The organism is Rhizobium sp. BK512 (assembly GCF_014194915.1).
Taxonomy (GTDB): Bacteria; Pseudomonadota; Alphaproteobacteria; order Rhizobiales; family Rhizobiaceae; genus Rhizobium.
In genome coordinates this window covers 60,160-83,191 of the sequence record NZ_JACIAS010000010.1, presented here as the reverse complement: position 1 = coordinate 83,191, position 23,032 = coordinate 60,160, and the positions used below count along the sequence as shown (strand labels likewise).

At 60.5% G+C, this 23,032-nt stretch carries 23 protein-coding genes; 9 read left to right on the top strand and 14 right to left on the bottom strand.

Features of this window, described 5'->3' with window-relative positions; genetic code table 11:
• Nucleotides 1-29: 29 nt before the first annotated feature.
• Complete coding sequence (locus tag FHX06_RS29525) at nt 30-1,883, bottom strand: M3 family oligoendopeptidase (RefSeq protein ID WP_183881824.1); 1,854 nt, start codon at nt 1,881-1,883, stop codon at nt 30-32.
• Nucleotides 1,884-2,194: 311 nt separating this feature from the next.
• Between FHX06_RS29525 and FHX06_RS29520 the strand changes: the two genes are divergently transcribed.
• Nucleotides 2,195-3,739: a sigma-54-dependent transcriptional regulator gene (locus FHX06_RS29520; RefSeq protein ID WP_112968800.1), complete on the top strand. Its 1,545-nt coding sequence runs from the start codon at nt 2,195-2,197 to the stop codon at nt 3,737-3,739.
• Between the two features lie 179 nt (nt 3,740-3,918).
• Nucleotides 3,919-5,796, top strand: a complete 1,878-nt coding sequence (locus FHX06_RS29515) for a DUF882 domain-containing protein (RefSeq protein ID WP_183881822.1) — start codon at nt 3,919-3,921, stop codon at nt 5,794-5,796.
• A gap of 153 nt (nt 5,797-5,949) precedes the next feature.
• Here the strand turns inward: FHX06_RS29515 and FHX06_RS29510 are convergent, their stop codons facing one another.
• The 3 genes from FHX06_RS29510 to FHX06_RS29500 form a co-directional block, all read right to left on the bottom strand.
• Nucleotides 5,950-6,213, bottom strand: a complete 264-nt coding sequence (locus FHX06_RS29510; RefSeq protein ID WP_007822869.1) for a DUF2312 domain-containing protein — start codon at nt 6,211-6,213, stop codon at nt 5,950-5,952.
• Between the two features lie 89 nt (nt 6,214-6,302).
• Nucleotides 6,303-6,608 (bottom strand): DUF1244 domain-containing protein, encoded by a 306-nt coding sequence (locus tag FHX06_RS29505; RefSeq protein WP_113145535.1) that lies wholly within the window; start codon nt 6,606-6,608, stop codon nt 6,303-6,305.
• 16 nt (nt 6,609-6,624) lie between these two features.
• Nucleotides 6,625-7,413, bottom strand: a complete 789-nt coding sequence (locus FHX06_RS29500; RefSeq protein ID WP_113211984.1) for an N-formylglutamate amidohydrolase — start codon at nt 7,411-7,413, stop codon at nt 6,625-6,627.
• Between the two features lie 256 nt (nt 7,414-7,669).
• On the opposite strand from FHX06_RS29500, the gene FHX06_RS29495 reads away from it, so the two are divergent.
• Together FHX06_RS29495 and pyk are read left to right on the top strand one after the other, a co-directional pair.
• Nucleotides 7,670-8,101 carry a DUF1036 domain-containing protein gene (locus tag FHX06_RS29495; protein WP_246715690.1) on the top strand — a complete coding sequence of 144 codons (432 nt, stop codon included), beginning with the start codon at nt 7,670-7,672 and terminating at the stop codon, nt 8,099-8,101.
• Nucleotides 8,101-9,540: a pyruvate kinase gene (gene pyk / locus FHX06_RS29490; RefSeq protein ID WP_112968803.1), complete on the top strand. Its 1,440-nt coding sequence runs from the start codon at nt 8,101-8,103 to the stop codon at nt 9,538-9,540. The genes FHX06_RS29495 and pyk overlap by 1 nt, the downstream gene beginning before the upstream one ends.
• A gap of 78 nt (nt 9,541-9,618) precedes the next feature.
• Here pyk and FHX06_RS29485 read toward each other — a convergent pair whose 3' ends face one another.
• The 3 genes from FHX06_RS29485 to FHX06_RS29475 are packed head-to-tail and all read right to left on the bottom strand — an operon-like array spanning nt 9,619 to nt 10,987.
• Nucleotides 9,619-10,170 (bottom strand): DUF4865 family protein, encoded by a 552-nt coding sequence (locus tag FHX06_RS29485; RefSeq protein ID WP_113211948.1) that lies wholly within the window; start codon nt 10,168-10,170, stop codon nt 9,619-9,621.
• Nucleotides 10,167-10,571, bottom strand: coding sequence for a cupin domain-containing protein (locus FHX06_RS29480; protein WP_113211949.1), 405 nt, complete (start codon nt 10,569-10,571; stop codon nt 10,167-10,169). Before FHX06_RS29480 ends, FHX06_RS29485 begins: the two co-directional genes overlap by 4 nt.
• Complete coding sequence (locus FHX06_RS29475; protein ID WP_113211950.1) at nt 10,568-10,987, bottom strand: tautomerase family protein; 420 nt, start codon at nt 10,985-10,987, stop codon at nt 10,568-10,570. The genes FHX06_RS29480 and FHX06_RS29475 overlap by 4 nt, the downstream gene beginning before the upstream one ends.
• Nucleotides 10,988-11,094: 107 nt before the next feature.
• On the opposite strand from FHX06_RS29475, the gene FHX06_RS29470 reads away from it, so the two are divergent.
• Together FHX06_RS29470 and FHX06_RS29465 are read left to right on the top strand one after the other, a co-directional pair.
• Nucleotides 11,095-12,009: a LysR substrate-binding domain-containing protein gene (locus FHX06_RS29470; protein ID WP_113211951.1), complete on the top strand. Its 915-nt coding sequence runs from the start codon at nt 11,095-11,097 to the stop codon at nt 12,007-12,009.
• A 238-nt stretch (nt 12,010-12,247) separates the two neighbouring features.
• Nucleotides 12,248-13,054: a phytanoyl-CoA dioxygenase family protein gene (locus tag FHX06_RS29465; RefSeq protein WP_113211952.1), complete on the top strand. Its 807-nt coding sequence runs from the start codon at nt 12,248-12,250 to the stop codon at nt 13,052-13,054.
• Nucleotides 13,055-13,088: 34 nt separating this feature from the next.
• Here FHX06_RS29465 and FHX06_RS29460 read toward each other — a convergent pair whose 3' ends face one another.
• Nucleotides 13,089-14,033, bottom strand: a complete 945-nt coding sequence (locus FHX06_RS29460) for a GlxA family transcriptional regulator (protein WP_113211985.1) — start codon at nt 14,031-14,033, stop codon at nt 13,089-13,091.
• Nucleotides 14,034-14,162: 129 nt separating this feature from the next.
• Between FHX06_RS29460 and FHX06_RS29455 the strand changes: the two genes are divergently transcribed.
• Nucleotides 14,163-14,960 carry an SDR family NAD(P)-dependent oxidoreductase gene (locus tag FHX06_RS29455; RefSeq protein WP_113211953.1) on the top strand — a complete coding sequence of 266 codons (798 nt, stop codon included), beginning with the start codon at nt 14,163-14,165 and terminating at the stop codon, nt 14,958-14,960.
• Between the two features lie 52 nt (nt 14,961-15,012).
• Here FHX06_RS29455 and FHX06_RS29450 read toward each other — a convergent pair whose 3' ends face one another.
• The 3 genes from FHX06_RS29450 to FHX06_RS29440 all read right to left on the bottom strand — a co-directional run bounded on the left by FHX06_RS29450 (nt 15,013) and on the right by FHX06_RS29440 (nt 18,279).
• Entirely contained in the window at nt 15,013-16,041 is a 1,029-nt protein-coding gene (locus FHX06_RS29450) for an alpha/beta hydrolase family protein (RefSeq protein ID WP_113211954.1), read from the bottom strand.
• A gap of 132 nt (nt 16,042-16,173) precedes the next feature.
• Nucleotides 16,174-17,148: a threonine/serine dehydratase gene (locus FHX06_RS29445; RefSeq protein WP_113015529.1), complete on the bottom strand. Its 975-nt coding sequence runs from the start codon at nt 17,146-17,148 to the stop codon at nt 16,174-16,176.
• Nucleotides 17,149-17,217: 69 nt separating this feature from the next.
• Nucleotides 17,218-18,279 (bottom strand): helix-turn-helix domain-containing protein, encoded by a 1,062-nt coding sequence (locus FHX06_RS29440; protein WP_113211955.1) that lies wholly within the window; start codon nt 18,277-18,279, stop codon nt 17,218-17,220.
• A gap of 158 nt (nt 18,280-18,437) precedes the next feature.
• Here FHX06_RS29440 and FHX06_RS29435 point away from each other — a divergent pair, with 158 nt between their 5' ends.
• A complete protein-coding gene (locus FHX06_RS29435) occupies nt 18,438-19,145 on the top strand; it encodes a hypothetical protein (RefSeq protein WP_113211956.1) in 708 nt (235 codons plus the stop codon).
• Nucleotides 19,146-19,154: 9 nt separating this feature from the next.
• On the opposite strand, the gene ggt is transcribed toward FHX06_RS29435, so the two are convergent.
• On the bottom strand, nt 19,155-20,897 hold the full coding sequence (gene ggt, locus FHX06_RS29430; protein ID WP_113211957.1) for a gamma-glutamyltransferase: 1,743 nt from the start codon (nt 20,895-20,897) through the stop codon (nt 19,155-19,157).
• 62 nt (nt 20,898-20,959) lie between these two features.
• Nucleotides 20,960-21,814, bottom strand: a complete 855-nt coding sequence (locus tag FHX06_RS29425) for a helix-turn-helix transcriptional regulator (RefSeq protein WP_113211958.1) — start codon at nt 21,812-21,814, stop codon at nt 20,960-20,962.
• A 114-nt stretch (nt 21,815-21,928) separates the two neighbouring features.
• Between FHX06_RS29425 and FHX06_RS29420 the strand changes: the two genes are divergently transcribed.
• The gene (locus FHX06_RS29420; protein ID WP_183881820.1) at nt 21,929-22,645 is read left to right on the top strand and encodes an SDR family oxidoreductase; all 717 of its coding nucleotides are present in this window, start codon (nt 21,929-21,931) and stop codon (nt 22,643-22,645) included.
• Between the two features lie 5 nt (nt 22,646-22,650).
• Here FHX06_RS29420 and FHX06_RS29415 read toward each other — a convergent pair whose 3' ends face one another.
• Complete coding sequence (locus FHX06_RS29415) at nt 22,651-23,016, bottom strand: winged helix-turn-helix transcriptional regulator (protein ID WP_113211960.1); 366 nt, start codon at nt 23,014-23,016, stop codon at nt 22,651-22,653.
• Nucleotides 23,017-23,032 lie beyond the last annotated feature (16 nt).

The window sequence follows — 23,032 nt, the reverse complement described above, 5'->3', positions numbered from 1 at the left end:
TTCCAGCGGAGCTGCGGGTTTGGGCGGCCTTATGCCTTGTCCAGCGCCTCGAGTTCGTCGATCAGGCCTTCGATCATCGACAGGCCCTTGCTCCAGAAGGAAGGATCGGTTGCATCCAGGCCAAAGGGCTTCAGCAGTTCGGAATGATGCTTGGTGCCGCCGGCCTTCAGCATCTCGAAATACTTGTCCTGAAAGCCCTTCTCGGCCTTCTGATAAACGGCATAGAGCGAGTTCACCAGGCAGTCGCCGAAGGCATAGGCGTAAACATAGAAGGGCGAATGGATGAAGTGGGGAATGTAGGCCCAATAGGTCTCGTAACCCTCGGAAATCTTGATCGCCGGGCCAAGGCTTTCCGACTGGACGGAAAGCCAGAGTTCGCCGATGTCGTCGGCAGTCAGTTCGCCGGCCTTGCGGGCGGTATGAACCTTGCGCTCGAACTCGTAGAAGGCGATCTGGCGCACGACCGTGTTGATCATGTCCTCGACCTTCTGGGCAAGCATGGCCTTGCGCTCGCGCATGTCGGTCGTCCGGTTGAGCAGTGCGCGGAAGGTCAGCATCTCGCCGAAGACGGAAGCCGTTTCGGCAAGCGTCAGCGGCGTCTGGCACATGAGGGCGCCTTGCGCGCCGGCGAGAACCTGATGCACGCCGTGACCGAGCTCATGGGCGAGTGTCATCACATCGCGCGGCTTGCCCATATAGTTGACGAGCACATAGGGATGGGCCGAGGGAACGGTCGGATGCGCAAAAGCACCGGGCGCCTTGCCGGGGCGCACGGGGGCATCGATCCACTGTTCGTCAAAGAAGCGCTTGGCGATTTCAGCCATTTCCGGCGCGAAATTGCCGTAGGCGGACAACACCGTGTCCCTGGCTTCGGACCAGGAGATGATAGCACCAGAGGTTTCCGGAAGCGGCGCATTGCGATCCCAGAAGTTCATCTGCTCCATGCCGAGCCATTTGGCCTTCATCTTGTAATAGCGATGCGAGAGGCGCGGATAGGCTTCCTTCACCGCTGCAGCCAGCGCATCGACCACTTCGCGCTCGACGCGGTTCGCCAGATGGCGGCTGTCGGCGATGTCTTCGAAGCTGCGCCAGCGATCGGCGATATCCTTGTCCTTGGCCAGCGTATTGGTGATGAGCGTAAAGATGCGGATGTTGGTCTTGAAAGTTTCGGCGAGCGCCATTGCCGCCTTGCGGCGCACGTCCGGATCCTTCTCCTGCAGCATGTTCAGCGCCACTTCCAGCGGCAGCTTCTCGCCGTCGATCTCGAAGCGCAGTTCCGCCATCGTCTCATCGAAGAGACGGTTGAAGGCGGCAGCTGATGTCATCGACTTTTCGAGGAAGAGTTGCTCAAGCTGATCTTCGAGCTGGTAGGGCTTGTCCTTGCGCAGGTCGACCAGCCAGGGGCGGTAATGGCCGACAAGCGGATCGCTCGCCATGCAGGCATCGATCACCACATCGTCGATGCGGTTGAGTTCGAGAGCGAAGAACAGCAAGCGGCCGGAATAGTCTGTAAGCTTGGCCTGGACGTCGCCGTAGAGCTTGCCGTTTGCCGGGTTGGACGTATCCGAGAAATAGGTAAGGCCGGCGAAAGAGCCGAGGCGGCCCATGATATCGTCGAGCGCCTCATATTCCTTCAGCGCCTGGCCGATGCCTTCCTCGCCCTTCTTCGCGGCTGCTTCGGCAAGTTTGCCCTTCCATTTGTCTTCGAAAGCGGAAGCGGCCTTGCCGGCCTTTTCCATATCGGCGACGAAGGCGGTGGAGGTGGCCGAGGGGTAGAGATCCTGCAGCCGCCAGGAAGGAAGCTCGCCCAGAGCCGGATCTGCTGCTGCACCGGGAGCCGTTGCCGAAAGATGAAGATCGGCGTGCGCAAGCATATGTCTCATGGGGCGGTTCCTCTTCCTCTTTTATAACAGGTCTGACTGTCTACAGCATCGGCTCGAAAATCGGAATCGATTTTCGGAAAGCCTGATGCACAGTTTCAAAAAGACAAAGCGTCCTTTGCGCGTCCGAACGGACGCTCGGCGCTTTAGGTGTCGAAAGGTCCAGCATCAAGGGGTTTTCGGCGCCTGAAAGGGCTCGTAACGGCACGAAAACGGCCTGTCATAACAGTTAAAATGCAATTGTTTCTCAAAACAGGATGTTCAAGCCTTTCTGTCAGAGTGCGCTCTATGGTTTCGCATGAAGTGAGGCGACAATGACCGGTTACAATGAGCTCAAAGGGGCAGGGCAGATCCTCGTGGTCGAGGACGATCCCGTGCAGCGCCGTCTGCTCAAGAACGCGATCGAGCGTAGCGGCCATGTGGTGCATCAGGCCGAAAACGGCCGCATCGGGCTGGAGATGGTGAAGCGTGATCCCGCCCTTTTCAATGTCATCGTGCTCGACCTGATGATGCCGGAAATGACCGGCCTCGAATTTCTCGAAGCGCTGCATGATTTCGGCACCCAGATCCCGGTCATCGTCCAGACGGGGCAGGGCGGCATCGAAACGGTCGTGCAGGCCATGCGCGCCGGCGCCTTCGATTTCGTCGTCAAGCCGGTTTCTCCTGAACGCATCAATACGTCGATCTCCAATGCCATGAAGCTCGACCACCGCGAGGTGAAAGCCCGCGCCGGCCGCCGTTCGCGCTCGGGTTCCGTCGGCTTCGATGATATCGTTTCGGCAAGCCCGGCGATGATCCGAGTGATCGATCTGGCGCAGCGCGCCTCGCAGTCCAACATCCCGGTCGTTCTCGAAGGCGAATCGGGCGTCGGTAAGGAATTGGTGGCACGCGCCATCCAGTCGGGCGGCGATCGTGCCAGCAAGCCATTCGTGACGGTCAATTGCGGCGCCATTCCGCACAATCTCGTCGAAAGTATCCTCTTCGGTCACGAGAAGGGTGCGTTTACCGGCGCGACCGAAAAGCATATCGGCAAGTTCATGGAAGCCGATGGTGGCACCATCTTCCTCGACGAGATCGGCGACCTGCCGCTCGAGGTGCAGGTGAAGCTTCTGCGCGCCGTTCAACAGGGCGAGATCGAGACCGTTGGTGCGCGCACTGCACACAAGGTCAATGTTCGCCTTATCTCGGCGACGAACAAGGATCTGATCGAAGAGGTCAAGAACGGCCACTTCCGCGAAGACCTCTACTATCGCCTGAACGTCTTCCCGATCACCATTCCGGCGCTGCGCAAGCGCAAGGAGGACATTCCGCATCTGGTGCGCGTCTTTGCCGAACGCTTCTCAAGCGAGCAGAAGAACGGCCGGCGCATGACGGTCAATGCCGGCGCGCTGGCACTGCTGACCGCCTATGACTGGCCTGGCAATATTCGTCAGCTCGAAAACGCGATCTTCCGGGCTGTCGTGCTTGCCGAGGGTCCGGAACTGACTGAAGCGGATTTCCCGCAGATCGCCGCCCAGCTTCCAAACTACGAGGTCGTGGATCACCTGGCGCTCGTTGCCGACAATTCGCACCTCGATCCGGACGCAGAATTTCCCGAGGATTATCCGGCGGAATCCGTCGCCGAAACGATGCGCCGCGGGACTGATGCTTCCGACAACGCAATATCGAGCGTCAATCCATCTGGTGACGTTCGGCGTCTTGCCGATGTCGAGGAAGAATTGATTCGTTTTGCCCTGAAGTTCTACCGAGGGCAAATGAGTCAAGTGGCAAGAAAGCTAGGTATCGGGCGATCCACACTTTATAGAAAGCTCAAGGACTACGGCATTGACCCCGACAATCCTCAGAAAGATGCGGCATAAGCGCCTTTTTATTAAGAATGGGGCAACCATATTTCGTTACCATCCATAAACCACTTGTTAGCGGCTCGTTCACTATGTAAAGAAAAGGTTGATCATGTGTGGCATTTTTGCCATCGTGTGACCGCAATTGACAGCCATTTGAGACAGCACGGGACATTGACTGTCTGACGGGGATCGAGTTGCCGAATTTGAATGGGAATACCAAGCTTTCGCGCTTGAGTTGGCGCTTGTGCGCCAAGATTGGCGGAAGGGCAGTTAGGACGGCAGCGGCCGCCCTTCTTGCGCTCGCGGTTTCCTCACCTCTATTCGTAAGCACACCGTCTCAGGCTGCAGGCGATACCCGCAGCCTGAAGCTCTATTTCATCCATACCGGTGAAAAGGCAGTCATTACCTACAAGCGAAACGGCAAGTTCGACCCCAAGGGCCTTGAGCAGCTCAACCGCTTCCTTCGCGACTGGCGCAAGAATCAGCCGACGAAGATGGACCCGCGCCTCTTCGACCTCATCTGGGAAGTTTACCGCCAGTCCGGCTCAAGGGATTACATCAACGTCGTCTGCGGTTTCCGCTCTCCCGGCACCAACGAGATGCTGCGTGGACGTTCGCGCAATTCCGGCGTCGCCGAAAAGAGCCAGCATATGCTCGGCAAGGCGATGGATTTCTTCATTCCCGACGTGAAGCTCGCCACGCTACGCGGTATCGGCATGAAGATGCAGGTCGGCGGCGTCGGCTTCTATCCGAAGTCCGGTTCGCCTTTCGTCCATATGGATGTCGGTGGCGTTCGTGCCTGGCCGCGCATGAGCCGCGATGAGCTGGTCAGGCTCTTCCCCGACGGCAATACCATTCATATTCCTGCCGATGGCAAGCCGCTGCCGGGCTACCAGCAGGCAATGGCCGATTACAAGCGCCGCGTGGCGAACGGCAGCCAGATCATGATGGCCAGCGCCGGCGCTTCCGTTTCCGATGACGAACCTCGCAAGCAGAAGACGCTGTTTGCCTACCTCTTTGGCGGTGGCGCCGACGAGGAAGAGGATAATTCGGAGGACAGCACGCCGGTGGCCGTCGCCAAGGCAACGCCGCCGAAGCCTGAGGCAGTCCCGGCAGCTGATGAACCTCAGCAGCAGACCGAAGTCGCAAGCGTGAACGCACCGGTGCCGCAGGTTCGTCCGGCCTTCAGCAACCAGCTTGCCGGCAACGAGGTTGCCAATGCGCTGGTGCCGCCGTCTGCAGGTAACGCTGCCCAGCAGGCCCTTGCCGCGATGCCGGCCGGCCAGCCGCAAGAGCCTGAGCATTTCGCCGATCTCAGTGGTTACAGCATTCCGGTTCCGTCGCTCCTTGGGCAGCGCCGTTCCCCGGGTGACGCCGAACTTGCCTCTGTCGATCCGAACCTGATGTCGACAGGCGTTCCGATGCCAGCCGAACGTCCGGCAGTTGCCGAAAAACTGCTTGCTGCACAGGATGCCGATCCTGAAGCGGGTGAAGACGAAGCCGATCAGGATACGCTTTCGCCCGCCATGGCGGCGGCGCTGGCAAAACAGCAGGATCAGAGTGGCGCTGCTGAGGTCGCTATGAACGCGTCTTCCGAGCCACAGACCGTGGAGCAGGCAATCAATGCTGCCGCCCCGAAGAATCCGCCGGCACTCGACAAGCCGCCGCTGCAGCTTGCAGCACTTGCTCCGATGACGAAGTCAGCAAACTTTGCTGCTCCTGTCGCGGCGCCAAAGCCTGTTGCCATCGAGAACCCGGTCGCACAGGGCCTGCCCACAAAGGGCGGTCGTCCGACGAAGCAGGAAGCGGTGGCCGCCGATGAAAGCCGGCAGACCGTTCGCACGGAACCGAAGCTGACGCAGAAGATGATCTCGCAGTGGGCTCTGACCAATGCGCGCCTCGAAATGGCGTCCAAGAAGGTGCAGGCTCCGCGCTTCGTCAGCCAGGAGCTGCGCGCTCAGCCAACCTCGGTCTATGCCGAAGGCTTCCAGAAGACTGCTTCGATCGATCCTGGCCGCTTCAGCGGTACGGCTGTCAACTTCATGGAAGTGCGTAAATTCAATACGCGCTGATCCGCTAGATCTTGGAATAACAGAAGCCGCTGGATCGTCTCCGGCGGCTTTTTGTTTTAGGGCAGCGGCAGGGCGAAAATGCGCTGGCGTTTGAAGGAGCCAAAAGAAAAGCCGCCATGAAGGCGGCTCTCTGAAAATATGGCTGGATCGCCCTCAGCCTTCCGGCGGAGACTCGATCATGCCGAGCGCATGCAGATAGGTATCGAGGATTGCATCCTCTTCCATGCGTTCCTGCTCGTCCTTCTTGCGCAGCGCAACGACCTTCTTGAGGATCTTGGTGTCGAAGCCCATGCCCTTGGCTTCGCCATAGACGTCCTTGATGTCGTCGGCGATGGTCTTCTTTTCTTCTTCCAGGCGTTCGATACGCTCGACAAAAGCGCGAAGCTGATCGCGAGCGACGCCATGTGCATCAGACATCGTGTTCTCCTGATTTCGGGATATGCATCGGGTTGCCAGTGACTGCCGCGAAGTGTCGCCAGCGTCAAGGCGCTTTGAGACCGTATGGCCTATTTGTGCGGGTTGTTCACCTCAAAAGCTGCCTTTTGCACAGGCGATGCTTCGGACTGGTGAAGGTTCTTCCAATCTTCATAGGGCATGCCGTAGACAATCTCGCGCGATTCGTCTTTCGTCATGGGAACGCCTTCGGCTTCCGCAGCCTCGCGATACCAGTTGGACAGGCAGTTGCGGCAGAAGCCGGCGAGATTCATGAGATCGATGTTCTGCACGTCGGTTCGTTCGCGAAGATGCGCAACGAGCCGGCGGAACGCGGCCGCTTCGAATTCCGTCTGCTGTTCTTTGCTGAGTGTGGTCATGGTCAGGTCCTTTCACTCAATAGGGGCCGGTGCGTGACGCGTGCACGCTGTATGCATGAAGGGCCGGATCGGCGTTCATCTCCGCAAAGATCGCGGCCAGACGCGCCGCCCATTCCTCGATGCCGGCCTCATCGCTGATGAGGTCCTGACGCACTTCCAGAAGCGCGTGCGGAATGCCCGTTATCATGCAATGACGATACATGGTGTCGCCCTTCAGGGCGCCGTCATAGGGCTCATTGTCGCCGATGACGAGATCGGGATCGGCCCGCAGCTTTTCAAGCAGCGGAGCGACGGCCCGGTGGTCGCTGTCCCAGAGCACAGCTGCATGCCAGGGGCGGGGAACACCCTTCCAGGCGGGCGTGAAGGAGTGGAGGGACAGTACCAGCGGCGCCTTTCCGGTCGCGTTCGCCGCCCTGTCGATCGTCTCCGACACGGCATTGTGATAGGGCCTGTGGAAGGTTTCGATCCGGTAGTTCCACTCCTCCTCGGATATCGGATGGTTGCCGGAGATGATGGCGCCGTCGGAGATTTTCATGATCAGGGTCGGGTCATCCTCACCCCTGTTGGGGTCGATCAGCAGGCGCGAAAAGCCGCCGAGCACGCCCGGCACGCCCAGTCGTGCGCACAGCTTGCGGGCAAGGCCCTCAATGCCGATGTCGTAAGCGATGTGCCTGGAGAAGGCGCTTTCCGGCAGGCCGAGCTGGCCATAGGGTTCCGGCAGGCGGTTCATGGCATGATCGCCGAGGATCACCATGCCTTTGTCATGTTGACCGGGTAGGGTTTCGAAGGATTGGAAGTAGTCCATCAGGAAATTGCCGATTGTCATTTCGCGTCTTCGCTCAGTGATCGCATGCGCGTTCGGCCGGTTCAAGCGCGATGGGCGGGCCAGCGCGACAAGATGCGCCCGATAGGCGGTTATGAAAGGAAATATAATCGATTAGCATTGCGTTGACTTTCGCTTGACGGCGGCGCAAGAAGACACGGATAACGAATAACCGTGGAGCTATTTGGGAGCCGTGTTGATCCAAGCTGCGCCAAGTTTCCTCACGCGGTCCGGACCGATGGTTCGTCTCGCATTGTTCGCTCTTGCAGCCGTCTCGCCGTTCTTCATTGCAGATGCCGCGCGCGCGGATTTCCGTGTATGCAACGGCACGCAAAATCTGGTTGGCGTTGCGATCGGATACCGGGCGAAGGAAGGTTGGGTCACAGAAGGTTGGTGGCAGGTGCCAGCAACAACCTGCGCCACGCTGATCGAGGGAGAATTACAGTCGCGGTATTATTACCTCTACGCAGAAGATGCCGCCCGGGGAGGCCGATGGACGGGTGATGTGCAGATGTGCGTAGCGGAAAACGAATTCAAGATCGCGGGCGTGCAGGACTGCTATGCTCGGGGTTATCAGAAAATGGGATTCAAGGAATACGATACGGGCCGCCAGGGAAGCTGGATGGTTCAACTCTCCGACACCCCAGGGACGCAAGAAAGCCAGAATTGATGAAGCGTAACCGCAAAGTTAAAATCCTCGCCACCCTCGGACCCGCCTCTTCCGAGGAATCGATGATCGAGAAGCTGCACCAGGCCGGTGCGGATATTTTCCGCATCAACATGAGCCATGCAAGCCATGATGTGATGCGCACACTCGTGCAGCGTATCCGCGCCGTCGAGGCCCGTTCGGGCCGGCCGATCGGCATTCTGGCTGACCTCCAGGGCCCGAAGCTGCGCGTCGGCAAGTTTGCCGATGTGAAAGTGGAACTGAAGCCTGGCCAGACCTTTACGCTCGATAACAACGACACTCCCGGCGACAACACCCGCGTTTTCCTGCCGCATCCCGAAATTCTCGAGGCCGTGCAGCCGGGCCATCGCCTGCTGATTGATGATGGCAAGCTGGCACTGCGCGCTGAAAAGTGCGACGGCAAGAGCATCGTCACCACGGTTATCGCTGGTACCAGCATTTCCGACCGCAAGGGCGTCAGCCTGCCGGACACACTGCTCGGAGTCGGCGCGCTGACCGACAAGGACCGTGTCGATCTCGATGCTGTTCTGGCAACCGACGATGTCGACTGGGTGGCGCTCTCCTTCGTTCAGCGCCCCGACGACCTCGCCGAGGTCCGCAAGATCGCCCGCGGTCGCGTCGGCATCATGTCGAAGATCGAAAAGCCGCAGGCTCTGGAGCGTATCGAGGAAATCATCGAGCTTTCCGACGCCCTGATGGTCGCCCGCGGCGACCTTGGCGTCGAAATGCCGCTCGAAGCCGTCCCCGGCATCCAGAAGCAGCTCATCCGCGCCTGCCGCCGTTCCGGCAAGCCGGTGGTCGTTGCCACGCAGATGCTGGAATCGATGATTTCTTCGCCGGTTCCGACCCGTGCCGAAGTCTCCGACGTTTCCATCGCCGTCTTCGAAGGTGCCGATGCGATCATGCTTTCGGCCGAATCGGCTTCCGGTGCTTATCCGGTTGAAGCCGTCTCGATGATGGCCTCGATTGCGAGCACGGTCGAGAAGGATCCGCACTATTCGGGCATCATCTATGCGCAGCGCGCCCAGCCGGAAGCAACCGGTGCGGATGCTATCTCGCTTGCCGCCCGTCAGATTGCCGAGACGCTGAAGCTTTCGGCAATCGTCTGTTACACCTCGTCCGGTACGACGGGTCTGCGCGCTTCGCGCGAGCGCCCGCAGGTTCCGATCATTGCGCTGTCGCCGATCATCAAGACGGCCCGTCGCCTCTCCGTTGTTTGGGGCATGCACTGCGTCGTGACGCATGACGCGACCGACCTCGATGACATGGTCAACCGCGCCTGCCGTATCGTCGCTTCGGAAGGCTTCGGCAAGCCGGGCGATCGCATCATCATCTCTGCCGGCGTACCGCTCGGCACACCGGGCGCGACCAATATGTTGCGCATCGCCTATATCGGTTCCGACGGCCAGAGCGGCATCTGATCGCTTTCAGGTCTGAAAACAAAAAAGCGCTCCTCGAAAGAGGGGCGCTTTTTGTTTTGCGATTTTGCCGCTGCTGCCTCAGCCCCGCGAGAGGTGGCCGACGCGATAGATCTGGTTGGTGCTCGAGGCAGGCGGAGCTTCTGCGTGGAGCCCGAAACGCACCGTCGCCCAATCATACGGATCGAAGGCGACGACACAGGCAAGCGCGTGTCTGTCGCGGGTGGCTTGTTTTGCCAGGTCGACCTCCTGCTGTCGCAGGTCGGATAGAGAAGCATGCGGTTCGATCGCGAGATGTTCGCTGTGAGCGAAGCGGGCGCCGGCAAGATCGGGTGAGACATGAGCATGCCAGACGATCCAATGGCGAATCCGCGGCCGACCGAAGGTGTCGCTCAGTGCGGCAAAGCCCGGACCGCAGATGAAGCTGCTGGCGCCTTCCGGCTGATCCCAGAGATAAAATGGTGCGTACAGGTTTTCCCGACTGCCGTATTCCCCCCGACGAGCACTGAGAAAGGCCTTGAAACCGAGCTGTGGGAAGCCATTCATCGCCGGGCCTTTGTCGCGTATGCGGCGATCGATGATCTCCATGTCGTAATCTGCGGGGAGGGTGAAGGAATATTGCATGGCTATCATGGTTGCGGTTCCCCATTGTCGTGCCAGTCGACGAAACGTCCGTTCACAAATCCCTGGATGCTGAGATAGCTGAAGGGACTATCGGCTGACGCGCCATGCCAATGAAGCTCATCGGCGGCGAACCATACTGCGTCACCGGTTCTGACCTCCTCGGCAGGTTCGCCCTTCCGCTGCACGAGACCGACACCCGAGAGGACGTAAAGAAGCTGGCCGCGGGGATGCCTATGCCAGTGGGTGACCGTGCCGGGATCAAGCGTTGCGCGCATGGCGGTATTCTCTCCGTCGATCTCGCTTTCGAGCAGCATTTCAACCCAGAAGGACCTATTGGCAATGCCTTCGGGAGAGCGGACGGCACCGCCGGGACGGCGGACCGTCATCGTTTTCGGGTTGCCCGTGCTCATGCCGGAACTCCCCTGGCACGCGCTTCCCATCCGGGCTCGGCCATCTGCGCCAGGCCGTCGCCGAAGGACCATTCGTCCGGTTCGCTGGTGGAGATGACGATCATGACATCTTCCGGGCGCAAGCCGGGGGAGTGATGCAATAGTTCAACGGTTCGGCGGAAGAGAGCCTTGCGCATTTCCGTCGTGCGCGGCTTGCCGGTCGTGATCGAAATCAGCACGAAATTATCGGAGCGCGGACCGGCAAGGTAATTGCGATCGAAGATCAGTTCACCCGGTTCGTGCTGGTGGATGATCTGGAAGCGATCGGCCGGCGGCACATTGAAGGTCTCGACCATGGCCTGGTGGATGCTGTCCGAAAGGGCGCGCAGGTAGTCCGGCGACTTGCCCTTCAGAAGAGAGATACGAGCGAATGGCATTGATGCCTCCTAAGTTCTTCGGCTTGACAGGAGAAGCATGCCACGACACCATAGTGCGAAAAATCAGAATTTTATGGATTAATTATCCTGAAAATTGGGATTGTGTGATGCGACGGATTACATTCGACCTGGACGTGCTGAGGACCTTCGCGACCGGCATGGATCTCGGCAATTTCGCCAGGGCGGCGGACCGGCTGGGCCGCTCGACCTCGGCGGTCAGTGCGCAACTCAAGAAGCTGGAGGAGCAAGCCGGTACACCGATTTTCCGCAAATCCGGGCGTGGATTGGCGCTGACGGAAGCCGGAGAGACGATGCTTGCCTATGCCAGGCGATTGCTCGAACTGAACGACGAGGCAATCGCCGCGGTGCAGAGTGTCGAGCTGGAAGGCTGGGTGCGGCTCGGCCTGCAGGAAGACTTCGGCGAGAACTTGCTGCCTGAAGTGCTCGGACGCTTCGCCCGGGCGCACCCGAAGGTACGGATCGAGGCCCGTGTGGTTCGCAATGCCGAGCTTCTCGAACGGGTGACCACGGGTAAGCTCGATCTTGCACTCGCCTGGAGCACTGGCACCTTGACCGCGCATTGCGAGCACATTGCTGACGTACCTATGCGCTGGATCGGCCCGGCGAACGGCCTGCCGGCATGGGCGGCTGGAAGCGGCGAGCCGATGCCGCTCGCCTCGCTCGAGGCGCCCTGCCTGCTGAGGAACGCCGCGACGAAGGTGCTGGATGAGGCCGGCATCTCCTGGCGCCTGTCCTTTATCAGTCCGAGCCTCGGTGGCCTCTGGGCAGCGACTGCCGCAGGATTGGGCATTGCGGTGCGCACGCCCATCGGGCTGCCCGCCAAGGTGCGGATGCTGGCGCACGGTGAAGCGGGCCTGCCGGAGCTGCCGAAACTCGGGCTGGTCTTGCATCGCGCAGAGGCGGAGCCGGATGCTGCAACGGCGCGACTGGCGGAGTTGGTGCTGCAATCCGTGCATGACGCAGTACGGGATGTTTCCACGCCGATCAGGAAAAGGGATTGAGGCGAGCCGGGTGAGGTGTTGACCCTCCCCGCGGAAGCCGCTAGCTTTTCTTCGCTATGAAAATGATCACTCTCAACATCGCTACGGTCTTCTTCTTGAGCCTCTAAGGCTCTGCCATTGGCAAAGGAGATGCGGCCGCTTCACCAGCCGGTTGACTGGAGCGTTGCCGTGGACTGTAACCACCCTGCGTCAGGCGAATGAATGGCGCCGGCAGGGTCTGGCGATAGAGAGATTTTTCATGACATCCACCGATTACCCGCCAGCGCTCAGCGCGGCGCAGATTGAGCAATTCATCGAGGACGGCTTCGTACAGATCGATGCTGCTTTTCCCCGCGACGTAGCCGAAGAAGCCCGTGCCATCATGTGGCGGGATATTCCCTTCGATCCCCATGATCCGAAAACCTGGGTGCGGCCGGTCGTCCGGCTTGCCGGCTATGGCGGCGGGCCGTTCGAGACGGCGGTCAACATGCCCGTGCTGCATTCGGCTTTCGATCAGCTCGTCGGCAAGGGGCGCTGGGAGCCGCGGAGCGGTCTTGGCAGCTTCCCGGTCCGCTTTCCACATCCGGACGATCCCGGCGATGCCGGCTGGCATGTGGACCTGAGCTTTTCGGGAGAGGACGGAAATCCCGACGAGCAGCGGGATTTTTCCGCCTGGCGGGTGAATATCAACTCCCGCGGACGGGCGCTCCTGATGCTCTTCCTGTTCTCGGATGTCGGCGAAGAAGACGCGCCGACGCGTATCCGGGTCGGGTCGCACAAGGATATCGCAAGGCTACTGGAGCCAGCTGGTGAGGCCGGCATGGCGCATCTGTGGCTGGGGCATGTGGGCGAGGACAGGCCGCTTGCTCTGGCGACGGGGCAGGCGGGTACGGTCTATCTGTGCCATCCGTTCCTCATCCATGCAGCACAGATGCACCGCGGCGAGGAACCGCGCTTCATGGCACAGCCGGGCCTCGCACCTTCCGAACCGCTAAGGCTTGTGCGTGATGATGGCGCCTATTCGCCTATCGAAATCGCCATCCGCCAAGCGCTTCAGGAGCGATAGGCCAGAGACGATGCATCCGGCCCTGCCGGGTGCATCACGCTTGCAGTTCTTGCTGTGCGGCCCTGCGGATTGCTTGCGGCGGTTGACCGAAGGCGCGCAGGAAAGCGCGGCGCATGCGTTCGCGATCGGCAAAGCCGGTTTCACGAGCCACTGTATCGATCGGATGGCGGCCCTGTTCCATCATCAGGCGGGCCGCTTCCAGTCGCAGGTTCTCGACAGCCTTGGCCGGCGACTGACCCGTTTCGGCGCGGAAGGCGCGGCTGAACTGGCGGGGGCTGAGATGTGCGGCTTCGGCCAGTTCTTCGACGGAGAGCGTCGCTTTCAGATTGCTGCGCGCATGGGCAAGCGCCTTCTGGATGCGGTCGGATTTCGGTTCCAGTTCCAGAAGGGCTGAAAATTGCGACTGGCCGCCGGCGCGACGGTGGTAGACGACGAGCTTGCGGGCAACGGCGCGGGCGATCTCCAGCCCGTGATCCTTCTCGACCATGGCGAGCGCCAGATCGACGCCGGCAGTCATGCCGGCAGAGGTCCAGACGGAGCCGTCGATGATGTAGATGCGGTCTTCTTCCATCCGGATTGCCGGGTAGCGGCTTTGCAGGTCACGGGCGAGGTACCAATGGGTCGTGGCGCGGCGGCCGTCGAGAATGCCGGCATCGGCGAGCAGGAAAGCGCCGGTGCAGATCGATGCGAGGCGACGGGTGGCGGTAAGAGCGGCGCGAATGAAATTTGCTTCCGCCTCGTTGGGAAGCTTGATGTCGGGCGCACCCGTAACGATCAGCGTGTCGAAAGCGGGATCGCCGAAAGCCTCTGTCTCGACGATCATGCCGAGAGAATTGGCGATGGGGCCACCGAACTCCGAGAGATAATGGATGTCGTAGACCTTTTCGCCGATCTCGAGATTGGTGAATTCGAAGGCCGAGGCGGCAGCGAGGCTCATGATCTGAAAGCCGGGAAAGAGCAGGAAACCGATTTGCTGCATGGTCATCATGTCCTGAAAAGTGGATGTCCTAAAAAGTGGTATATATGACATTTGGGACGCAGGCAATCAGGCGTAAAACTCTTCTCAAGCGCAAGGCATCGGGCCGGCGTACAAAATGGAGAAACGATCATGGCACATCAAGACAAGGGTACCGCACTGGTCACCGGCGCATCCTCGGGCATCGGCGCAATCTACGCACATCGTCTGGCAAGGCAGGGCTACAATCTCATCCTCGTTGCCCGCAACGGCGAGCGGCTGAAGACGCTGGCAAATCGGCTGGCCGATGAAACGGGCCGCACGGTCGAGACGCTGTCTGCCGATCTCGGCAAGAAGGAAGATCTCGCAAAAGTCGAGAAGGTACTAAAGGAAGACCAGAGCATCACCATGCTCGTTAACAATGCCGGCTTCGGCGGCACCGCACCACTCCTTGGCTCCGACGTCGACAAGATGCAGGAAATGGTCGATATCAACGTGAGCGCAGTGATGCGGCTGACTTATGCGGCTGTCCCCGGCCTCGTTGCTCGCGGCGGCGGCACCATCATCAATATTGCCTCGATAGTCGCGATCGCGCCTGAAATCCTGAATGGTGTCTACGGTGGCACGAAGGCCTTTGTATTCGCCTTCAGCCAGTCGCTGAAGCATGAGCTTGCCGACAAGAATATCCGCGTTCAGGCCGTGCTGCCGGGCGCTACGGCCACCGAATTCTGGGGCATTGCCGGCACGCCGGTCGAACATCTGCCAGGCGAAATCGTCATGTCGGCCGAAAACATGGTCGACGCGTCGCTGGCAGGTCTTGCCGAGGGTGAATTTGCAACGATCCCGGCGCTTGAAGATGCCGGCCTGCTCGCTGCTTATGAGCAGGCCCGTCAGGCACTGATGCCGAACCTGTCGCGTTCGGTGCCGGCTCCGCGTTACAAGGTCGCCTAAGCGCAAGAACAGAGAACGCCAATGTCCGCAGCAGGTGCTGCGGACATTATTTCTATTGCGGGAGATCGCTGCGGAAGGCTGCCGCCACCATCTCCGCCAGACTGTCGTGGATAGCCACGCGGTTCGTTCCTTCGGGATCCTGGCAGAGAGGTTCTTCACCTTCCTCGCGAAGAATAGAGGCGCCTGCCGGCTTGCACTCGCTGAAGGCGCTGTATTGCAAAGCGTTCACGATCAGATCGTAGCGTGCACCGGATATTGCGCTTTTCAGATCCGATGCGCGCAGCCCCGGCCAGACGGTTTTCGGTGTGCCGAGATTGATGAGCCGCACCGGGATCGATATCTGCGCGAGGCTTTCGGGTGTGAAACTGGTGCCGAACTCAGGATCGATAACAACTGCTGCCTTCACCCGTGGATCGAGATGAGAGCGGGTGAGCTTCTGCCTGTCGACGGAATGGAGATCGATGCCGGCGGTGGCGAACTCGACACAGTCGACGCCGGTGCCACCGGGATCGCAGGAGCGCGCAAAGCTTTCCGGGTCGATGTTGCCGCCTGCAATCGAAAGCGCGGATGTTCCGCCCACCAGAAAGCCCAGAACGCCGATGCGGTTGCGGTCTATCCCGCCGGACAGCGTGTCGTCCCTTTCGATTGCCGTCAGGGCCGCGGAGAGATCGGCAGGTCGCAGCCATATCTCGCGGATGCTCTCCTCGCTCGTCATCGTCTGCGGATCCGGCTGTCGCATCATTGCCACCACGAAGCCCTTCGAAGCGAGGCGCGATGCCATCCAGGCGCCAATGAACGGACCGGATTTCAGGCCGCCGTGAGAAAGCAGGATCAATGGATGACTGCCGGCAGCTTTAGGTGCGTCCTGCCGAGCGATCTCGCCTTTAAAAAGCGGGCTGTCGCCGATCAGAACGGGAGTACCGCCTTTTGTGGCCGGATACCAAAGCGTGATGTCCATGATGCCGTGCCGCTCTGCAACGGGGACCGATAGAAAGGAGAGGCCAACGGCATTGGCTTCATGTGCCGGCATATCGGCGGCAAGAAGCCACGCCGATAGCAGCAGGATGAGAAGATGTATCATGAAAACCTCGGAACGATGACCGCCACATGGCGGCACGGGGAGGTTTTGCTGCTTTTTGGTGCCGAGGAGACCCCGATCATGATCGAGGTCGTCACCGATCGCGATCAGGGTCTTCGAGAGCGTTGTCGAGCCTTAGCCGAAGCGCTCCAGTGCAGTGGTGAACACATCGGCGTCGATATTGCCGCCCGAGGTGACGACGACAGCCGTATCGCTGTCCAGCTGGTCGCCGTGAAAGAGGGCTGCAGCCAGTGCAACAGCCCCGCCCGGCTCAACGACGATCTTGAGACGGTTGAAGGCGAGGGCGACAGCGCGCAACGCCTCGTCATCCGTCACGACGATACCCTGTCCGGCAAGACGCTTCAGGATCGGGAAGGTGATGTTGCCGGGCTGCGGCGTGATGATCGCATCGCAGATCGAGCCGGTCATTGCAGCGTTGCGCTCGATCTTGCCTGATGCAAGCGAGCGGGTGGTGTCGTCGAAATTTTCCGGTTCGCAGGGACGGACACGGAAGCCCGGCGCACTTGCTTCCAACGCGAGGGCGATGCCCGAACTCAGACCGCCACCACCACAGGGAACGAGGACTTCGGCGTTCTTGACGCCTTCCTCTTCCGTCTGCTCGGCGATCTCCAGCCCGGTCGTACCCTGGCCTGCAATAACCAGCGGCTCGTCGAAGGGCTTGATAAGCGTCAGGCCGCGCTCGGATGATAGCTTTGCGCCGATCTCGTCGCGATCTTCATTGGCGCGATCGTAGAGCACCACTTCGGCACCGAAGGCGCGGGTGTTGGCGATCTTCAGCCTGGGCGCGTCACTCGGCATGATGATGACGCTGGGGATGCCGTGCATGCGGGCGGCAAGTGCCACACCCTGGGCATGGTTGCCGGAGGAGAAGGCGATGACGCCCTTCTTGCGCAGTTCCGGATCGATGCCCGAGACGGCAGACCAGCCGCCACGGAACTTGAAGGAGCCGGAATGCTGCAGGCATTCGGCCTTCACGAACAGCCGCCGGCCGGCGATTTCATCAAGGAAGGGGGAGGAGAGAAGCGGCGTGCGCCGCGCATGTCCGCGCAGGCGGGCCCTGGCGGCAACGATCATTTCAATGGAGGCCATGGGAATCTCTTCTGCTTTAATGCCGCTCATGCATAGAGCGCACATCTTTGCTTGTGAACGGCGACTTTGTCACGGTGACATGAATATGACATTGGACGCCGCGCCACCCGATTCCCGCGGGACACGCCGTTTTCTGAACTGTGTCGGGCTTTCGCCATTCATGCGCGCAAATTCGCGATTGAAGTTGGACTTGCTGATGAAGCCGGAGTCGAACATCACCTGCGTTATCGGATTCTCGGTGCCGACCAGTTGCTCGCAGGCGGCGCGGATGCGGAAGTCGTTCACATATTGCGAGACGCTCATGCCGTGGATGCGGTTAACGGCGGTGGAGACGCGCCGGGCTGGCAGGTTCATTTTGCGAGCGATGCGGGTCAGGTTGAGTTCGGGATCGCGGTAGAGCTGGCGGGCGCGCATCAATGTATCGAGTGCCGCAGCGACCGCTTCGTCTTCCTCTGTTGCCGGTGGTGGTGGAGGTGGCTCCACTGATATCGCTTCGACCGTGCTGCCGCTGCTTGCCACGGAAGCGGCCGTGCCGAGGATCAGGAGCGCGATGACGTTGCCGAGTGCGACGATGGCGCCTGCATGGATGCCGCCTGTCCTGGTGAAATCGAAGCTGATGATGACATCGGTGAGAGCAGAGGCGATGAGGGCGAAGCCGGTGATCTGCAGCGAGCGATAAGAAAGCACTGCACCATCGAGCCTGGAGGCGACGAGCGCATCCGGGCCATGCCGGGCAAGCCAGAGCAGTGCGGCGCCATAGCCGAAGAAGATCAGGATAATGGCGAGGCTGATCGGTTCCGGGTAGAGAGCTATGAAGATGGCGATTGTCGCAGTCGGCAGAAGGTGCGGCCAGAAACGGGAAAGAGTGGGCTGCTCTTCCTCGGTCAGCCCCTGGAAGCAGACCCAGGCAAGCGCCGCAATCGTTGTTGCGATCAACGATTGGATCGGCATGATCTCGATGACGTCGTAACCCCAGCGGATGCCGATCACTATGGACTGCAGGGTGTAGAAGCCGATCAGCAGCAGGAAAGGCCGCCTTTCGGCGAGCGATCCGTCTCCCTGCCGCAGCATGCGGACAAGCAGGATGGCAAGCAGCAGAGCCACGACGAAGGGCAGGGGAACGAAGATCATCGGCGATATCCGGACTGCAACAATGGAAGAATGGTCTCAGAATGAACCCGATTGCGTTCGCGGTCGACCCGGATCGCGATCGAGGTCTCGAAATAAAGCCTGAGAAAACATCCTGAAACTGTCCTCGACGGGAGGGCTTCATTCATGGACGGATTTCGATGACCATTCTTCTTGTGATGCCGGTGCTACTGGCAGCTACCGCTTCCGCTCTGCCGGACAAGGTATCGACCACAGCAATTCCCGATCTTTCCGGCGTGCGTGCGGTCGCCATCAGTGGTGACGCCAGCTCGATCAACATCACTACGCGAAGCGACCAGCCCTATGGCGCATCGCTCAGCGGGCGACGGAAGGGCTGGTTCTCGTCCTGGTATTCGAGCTGGTACTTTGCCGATTGCCGCGACAATAGCGACATGCGGGTTGATGGTACGGTGCTGCATATCGATATCGCTGCATCGTCCTGGCTGGATCCATCCGACTGTGTGATCGAGATCAATGCCAATGTGCCTGCCGGGGCCGCTCTCCGGATCGATCAGAGCGCCTTTAGCGCGAGGCTTATTGGTCATTTTTCCGAGCTTGCCATTGCCGGAAAGGCGGCCGACGTCACGCTCGACGGTCATGCCAGCGGCATCGATATCCGCGGGGATGCCGTGAGGGCCTCCCTCGACTTCGACAGGGTCGAAGCGGACGAAAACGTGTCGATCCGGGCTCGCGCGCTCGACGCCTATCTTGGCTTCGGAGACAATGTGCCGGTCGACTACACTGTGGCGGCGCAGGCCTCCTGGGTCGATGCCCGGCAGCCAAGTGTGCCGGGCGTAAAACCGCATGTCGAGATCGACGGCGATTTCGTTCGGGTGAGAATCCGCTGAGGCGCTTGCTCAATAGCCGTTGGCGGAGCCTTCGGTTGCGCGACTGTCCATCGCGCCGTTGTAACGGGCGCCGCCGCCCTTCTCGATCGCCGCAAGGCTCTTGCCGCCGACGAGAATACCGGCCGCCTGACCCCAGACGGGCGTATTATTACCGCCATCGAACTTGTAGCCCATGGCGGCCAGCGCCTTTTCGGTATCCGGCGAGAGGGCGTAGGGTTCCAGGTAGACCGTGTCCGGCTGCCACTGGTGATGAATGCGCGGAGCATTGACCGCCTGACTGATGTCCATGCCGAAATCCACGACATTCAGAATTGCTTCCAGTGTGATGGTGATGATGCGGGAGCCGCCGGGGCTTCCGATCACCATGAAGGGCTTGCCGTCCTTGGTGACGATGGTTGGACTCATGGAGGAGAGCGGCGTCTTCTTCGGGGCGATGGCATTCGCCTCACCCTGGACGAGGCCGTAAAGGTTCGGCACGCCCGGCTTGGAAGTAAAGTCATCCATCTCGTTGTTGAGTAGCACGCCGGTGCCCGGTGCGACGACGCCAGCGCCGAAGGAGCCGTTCAGCGTATAGGTCACCGCGACCGCATTACCCTCGTCATCGATGACTGAATAATGCGTCGTCTCGGTGCTTTCCTTGCCGCCGAGCGGCTTCAGGTTGGCGGACGTGCCTGCCCGATACGGATCGATCTTGGCACGAATTGACGCGGCATAACTTCTGTCCAGCAGTTTGGAGACGGGATTGTCGATGAAGTCAGGGTCGCCGAGTGCGGCGTTGCGATCTACATAGGCATAGCGCATGGCCTCGACCATGATGTGCACGGCCTCGGCCGATCCGTAGCCGAGATAAGAGAGCGGATAGCCTTCGAGGACGTTCAAGATCTCGCAGATGATGACGCCGCCGGAGGAGGGTGGCGGCGAGGAAATGATGTCATAGCCGCGATAATTGCATTCGATCGGCTTCAGTTCCCGCACCTTGTACTGCTCGAAATCCTCCTTGGCGAGGATGCCGCCCTTGGCCTGGCTGGCCTTGACGATCGCCTCAGCCGGTGCGCCCTTGTAGAAGGCGTCGGGGCCTTTCTCCGAGATCGATTGCAGGACGGCGGCGAGATCGGGCTGCACCAGTTTCTCACCGGACACATAGGGGCTGCCACCGGTTTTCAGGAAGATTTTTGCTGCCTCGTCATCCTTGGCGAGCCGTTTTGCGCCAGTCGCGAAAGAGGCTGCATCGCCCTGTTCCAGGGTGAAACCCTCCTTCGCATATTTCAACGCCGGGGCGATCAGCTCTTCACGCTTCCTGGTACCATATTTCTCGCGAGCCGTTTCGAAGCCCATGACCGAACCCGGGGTTCCGACGGCCAGATAGCCGTCAAGACTGGCGCGCGGCACGATATCGCCCTTGGCATCGAGATACATGGTCTTGGTGGCGGCGAGCGGTGCGCGTTCGCGGAAATCAAGGAAAGTCGTTTTCCCATCCTTCATCCGGATCGTCATGAAACCACCGCCGCCGAGATTGCCGGCTGTCGGATAGACGACCGCCAGCGCATAACCGACGGCGACTGCGGCATCGACGGCGTTGCCGCCGCTTTTCAGCACGTCGACGCCGACATCGGTTGCCAGATGCTGGGCAGTCACGACCATGCCGTGCTCGGCTTCGACAGGTGCCGGGGAGGCGCCAAGAGCCGGCAGGGGCGCGAGGCAAAGCGAGATGGCGGCGAGAATGCTGATGGATTGTCTGGGACGGCGGTCCATGAATTTCCCCTCGAAGGACGGCGATGGGGAAGATATGGCGTCACTTCGGCAGCAGACAATGATCAGGCGAGAAGCTCGGCGAGTTTCCTGTTTGTGTCGTGCTCGTCGAGAGGCGTATAGACGATCAGCTTCATGTCCGGCTGGGTCATCAGCGCAAGGCCTGTATGTTCGAAGGCCATCAGGCCCTTTAGCGGATGATTCACACGTTTCACGCCGGTGAGTGGGGCGACGATCTCATGGCGCGGCCACCAGGCGCGGAATTCCGGACTTTGCTGCTTCAGCAGGGCGATGAGCCGCTCGAAGTCGGGATCGCCGGCATAACGGGCGCTGTCGGCACGGAACATGGCAAGCGAAACGCGGGCAACCGCCTCCCAGTCGACCAGCAAGCTGCGGTGAAAATCATCGGCAAAAAGCCGGTGCATGGTGTTGCGTTCGTCCGGGCCAAGCCGGTCATAACCGCCAAACAGCAAGTCTGCCGCGCGATTCCAGGCCAGCACATCCCAGCGGCGACCCAGCACGTAGGCGGGCTGATGGGTCAGGTTGTCCAATATCCGGCGAAGTGGCTCGTCGACGAGTTCCGGGGCTGAAGAAAACGGCTGCGGCGATTGCCGGCTGTTCAGCGTGAAGAGGTGCTGGCGTTCGGCGTCATCAAGACGAAGCGCGTCTGCCAGTGCATTCAGAACCTGCGGGGAGGGGCGGATGTCGCGTCCCTGTTCCAGCCAGGTATACCAGGTCGTGCCGACACCGGCGATCATGGCGAGCTCTTCGCGCCTAAGTCCCGGCGTGCGGCGGCGGAACCCGTCAGGCAGGCCGACATCGGCAGGGCGCAGACGCTCACGACGGGAACGCAGGAAGGCCGCGAACTCGCGGCGGCGGGCTTCGAACGTGTCCAGCTTCTGATCCATGGAAGCAATCATATCAGTATCGATACCAGGATAAAATCAGGCCTGTTTGCGATCTTCGGAGACTTCAAGATGAAACAGCTCCCGGCAACGACAGCCGGAAGTTCGATCATCCAAAGGAGTATTCTCATGTCATTGCAGCATGCAGTCATTATCGGTGGCTCTTCGGGCATCGGCCTTGCCTCTGCCAAACTGCTTCTGGAACAAGGGTTTCAGGTCACCATCGCTGCCCGCGACGAGGCGAAGCTCAAGGCGGCAGCTGACCATCTTTCCGGCGAGGTCGGAACGGTCGCTATCGATGCCAGAAATACCACCTCGGTGAAGCAGGCTTTCGAGAGCCTCGGATCCTTCGATCATCTCGTGCTGGCGCTCGGCAGCGGCCATGGGGCTGGTCCCTTTGCCACGCTCGACATGGCAGATCTGCTGGCCGGCCTCCAGACCAAGCTTATCCCGTATGCGGCAGCGGCGCAGGTGGCTTTGCCCTTCCTGCGGCCAGCCGGCAGCATCACGTTCGTGTCCGCCGTCAGTGCGCAAGCCGCGATGCCGGGAACCGCAGGTCTTGCCGCCATCAATGCGGGGATCGAGGCGATGGTGCGGGTGCTTGCTGCCGAGTTGAAGCCACTACGCGTGAATGGCGTCTCGCCTGATGTGATCGATACGCCGTGGTGGGATTTTCTGCCTGCGGAACAGCGTCAGGCTGTCTTCCGCGACTTTGCCGCGCGCACGCCGGTCGGCCGTATCGGCGAGCCAGTCGATGTCGCCAGGGCAGTCGCCTTCCTGGTTTCGAACGGTTTCATGAGCGGTCATGTTCTAACCTGCGACGGCGGCATTCACCTCGCGGCTTGAGCGCGTCAGGCCGTCCCGCCGGCGGTTTCTTCCGGCGCGAAAACCACGCCGGTCAGGTCCTTGTCCTTCAGCGCCACCCACTTCAACAGGGCGTCCAAAGCGGGACAAAGGGCCTGGCCCCAATCGGTCAGGCGATACTCCACCTTCGGCGGAACCTGATGATGGACGATGCGCAGCACGATGCCATCGTTTTCCATCTGGCGCAGTTGCTGGATGAGCATCTTCTGGGAGATGGCAGGAATGGCGCGCTCCAGATCGGAGAAGCGGAGCACCTTGCCGCCGAAGAGGTGGAAGAGAATGATGAGCTTCCAGCGTCCTTCCAGGATCTTCAGCACATTTTCGACGCCTGATGCGGCTGAATAGGGTGTCATCGCAGTACCTTACTTT

What these genes read in the sequence shown, in the direction of transcription:
- ggt (WP_113211957.1), bottom strand. Translation starts at nt 20,897, where the DNA reads ATGGACCGCCGTCCCAGACAATCCATCAGCATTCTCGCCGCCATCTCG.
- FHX06_RS29420 (WP_183881820.1), top strand. Translation starts at nt 21,929, where the DNA reads ATGTCATTGCAGCATGCAGTCATTATCGGTGGCTCTTCGGGCATCGGC.
- FHX06_RS29495 (WP_246715690.1), top strand. Translation starts at nt 7,670, where the DNA reads ATGGTTCGTCTCGCATTGTTCGCTCTTGCAGCCGTCTCGCCGTTCTTC.
- FHX06_RS29440 (WP_113211955.1), bottom strand. Translation starts at nt 18,279, where the DNA reads ATGATCTTCGTTCCCCTGCCCTTCGTCGTGGCTCTGCTGCTTGCCATC.
- FHX06_RS29415 (WP_113211960.1), bottom strand. Translation starts at nt 23,016, where the DNA reads ATGACACCCTATTCAGCCGCATCAGGCGTCGAAAATGTGCTGAAGATC.
- FHX06_RS29445 (WP_113015529.1), bottom strand. Translation starts at nt 17,148, where the DNA reads ATGGCCTCCATTGAAATGATCGTTGCCGCCAGGGCCCGCCTGCGCGGA.
- FHX06_RS29455 (WP_113211953.1), top strand. Translation starts at nt 14,163, where the DNA reads ATGGCACATCAAGACAAGGGTACCGCACTGGTCACCGGCGCATCCTCG.
- FHX06_RS29525 (WP_183881824.1), bottom strand. Translation starts at nt 1,883, where the DNA reads ATGAGACATATGCTTGCGCACGCCGATCTTCATCTTTCGGCAACGGCT.
- FHX06_RS29470 (WP_113211951.1), top strand. Translation starts at nt 11,095, where the DNA reads ATGCGACGGATTACATTCGACCTGGACGTGCTGAGGACCTTCGCGACC.
- FHX06_RS29520 (WP_112968800.1), top strand. Translation starts at nt 2,195, where the DNA reads ATGACCGGTTACAATGAGCTCAAAGGGGCAGGGCAGATCCTCGTGGTC.
- FHX06_RS29425 (WP_113211958.1), bottom strand. Translation starts at nt 21,814, where the DNA reads ATGATTGCTTCCATGGATCAGAAGCTGGACACGTTCGAAGCCCGCCGC.
- FHX06_RS29460 (WP_113211985.1), bottom strand. Translation starts at nt 14,033, where the DNA reads ATGCAGCAAATCGGTTTCCTGCTCTTTCCCGGCTTTCAGATCATGAGC.
- FHX06_RS29480 (WP_113211949.1), bottom strand. Translation starts at nt 10,571, where the DNA reads ATGAGCACGGGCAACCCGAAAACGATGACGGTCCGCCGTCCCGGCGGT.
- FHX06_RS29510 (WP_007822869.1), bottom strand. Translation starts at nt 6,213, where the DNA reads ATGTCTGATGCACATGGCGTCGCTCGCGATCAGCTTCGCGCTTTTGTC.
- FHX06_RS29500 (WP_113211984.1), bottom strand. Translation starts at nt 7,413, where the DNA reads ATGGACTACTTCCAATCCTTCGAAACCCTACCCGGTCAACATGACAAA.
- FHX06_RS29485 (WP_113211948.1), bottom strand. Translation starts at nt 10,170, where the DNA reads ATGATAGCCATGCAATATTCCTTCACCCTCCCCGCAGATTACGACATG.
- FHX06_RS29505 (WP_113145535.1), bottom strand. Translation starts at nt 6,608, where the DNA reads ATGACCACACTCAGCAAAGAACAGCAGACGGAATTCGAAGCGGCCGCG.
- pyk (WP_112968803.1), top strand. Translation starts at nt 8,101, where the DNA reads ATGAAGCGTAACCGCAAAGTTAAAATCCTCGCCACCCTCGGACCCGCC.
- FHX06_RS29475 (WP_113211950.1), bottom strand. Translation starts at nt 10,987, where the DNA reads ATGCCATTCGCTCGTATCTCTCTTCTGAAGGGCAAGTCGCCGGACTAC.
- FHX06_RS29450 (WP_113211954.1), bottom strand. Translation starts at nt 16,041, where the DNA reads ATGATACATCTTCTCATCCTGCTGCTATCGGCGTGGCTTCTTGCCGCC.
- FHX06_RS29465 (WP_113211952.1), top strand. Translation starts at nt 12,248, where the DNA reads ATGACATCCACCGATTACCCGCCAGCGCTCAGCGCGGCGCAGATTGAG.
- FHX06_RS29435 (WP_113211956.1), top strand. Translation starts at nt 18,438, where the DNA reads ATGACCATTCTTCTTGTGATGCCGGTGCTACTGGCAGCTACCGCTTCC.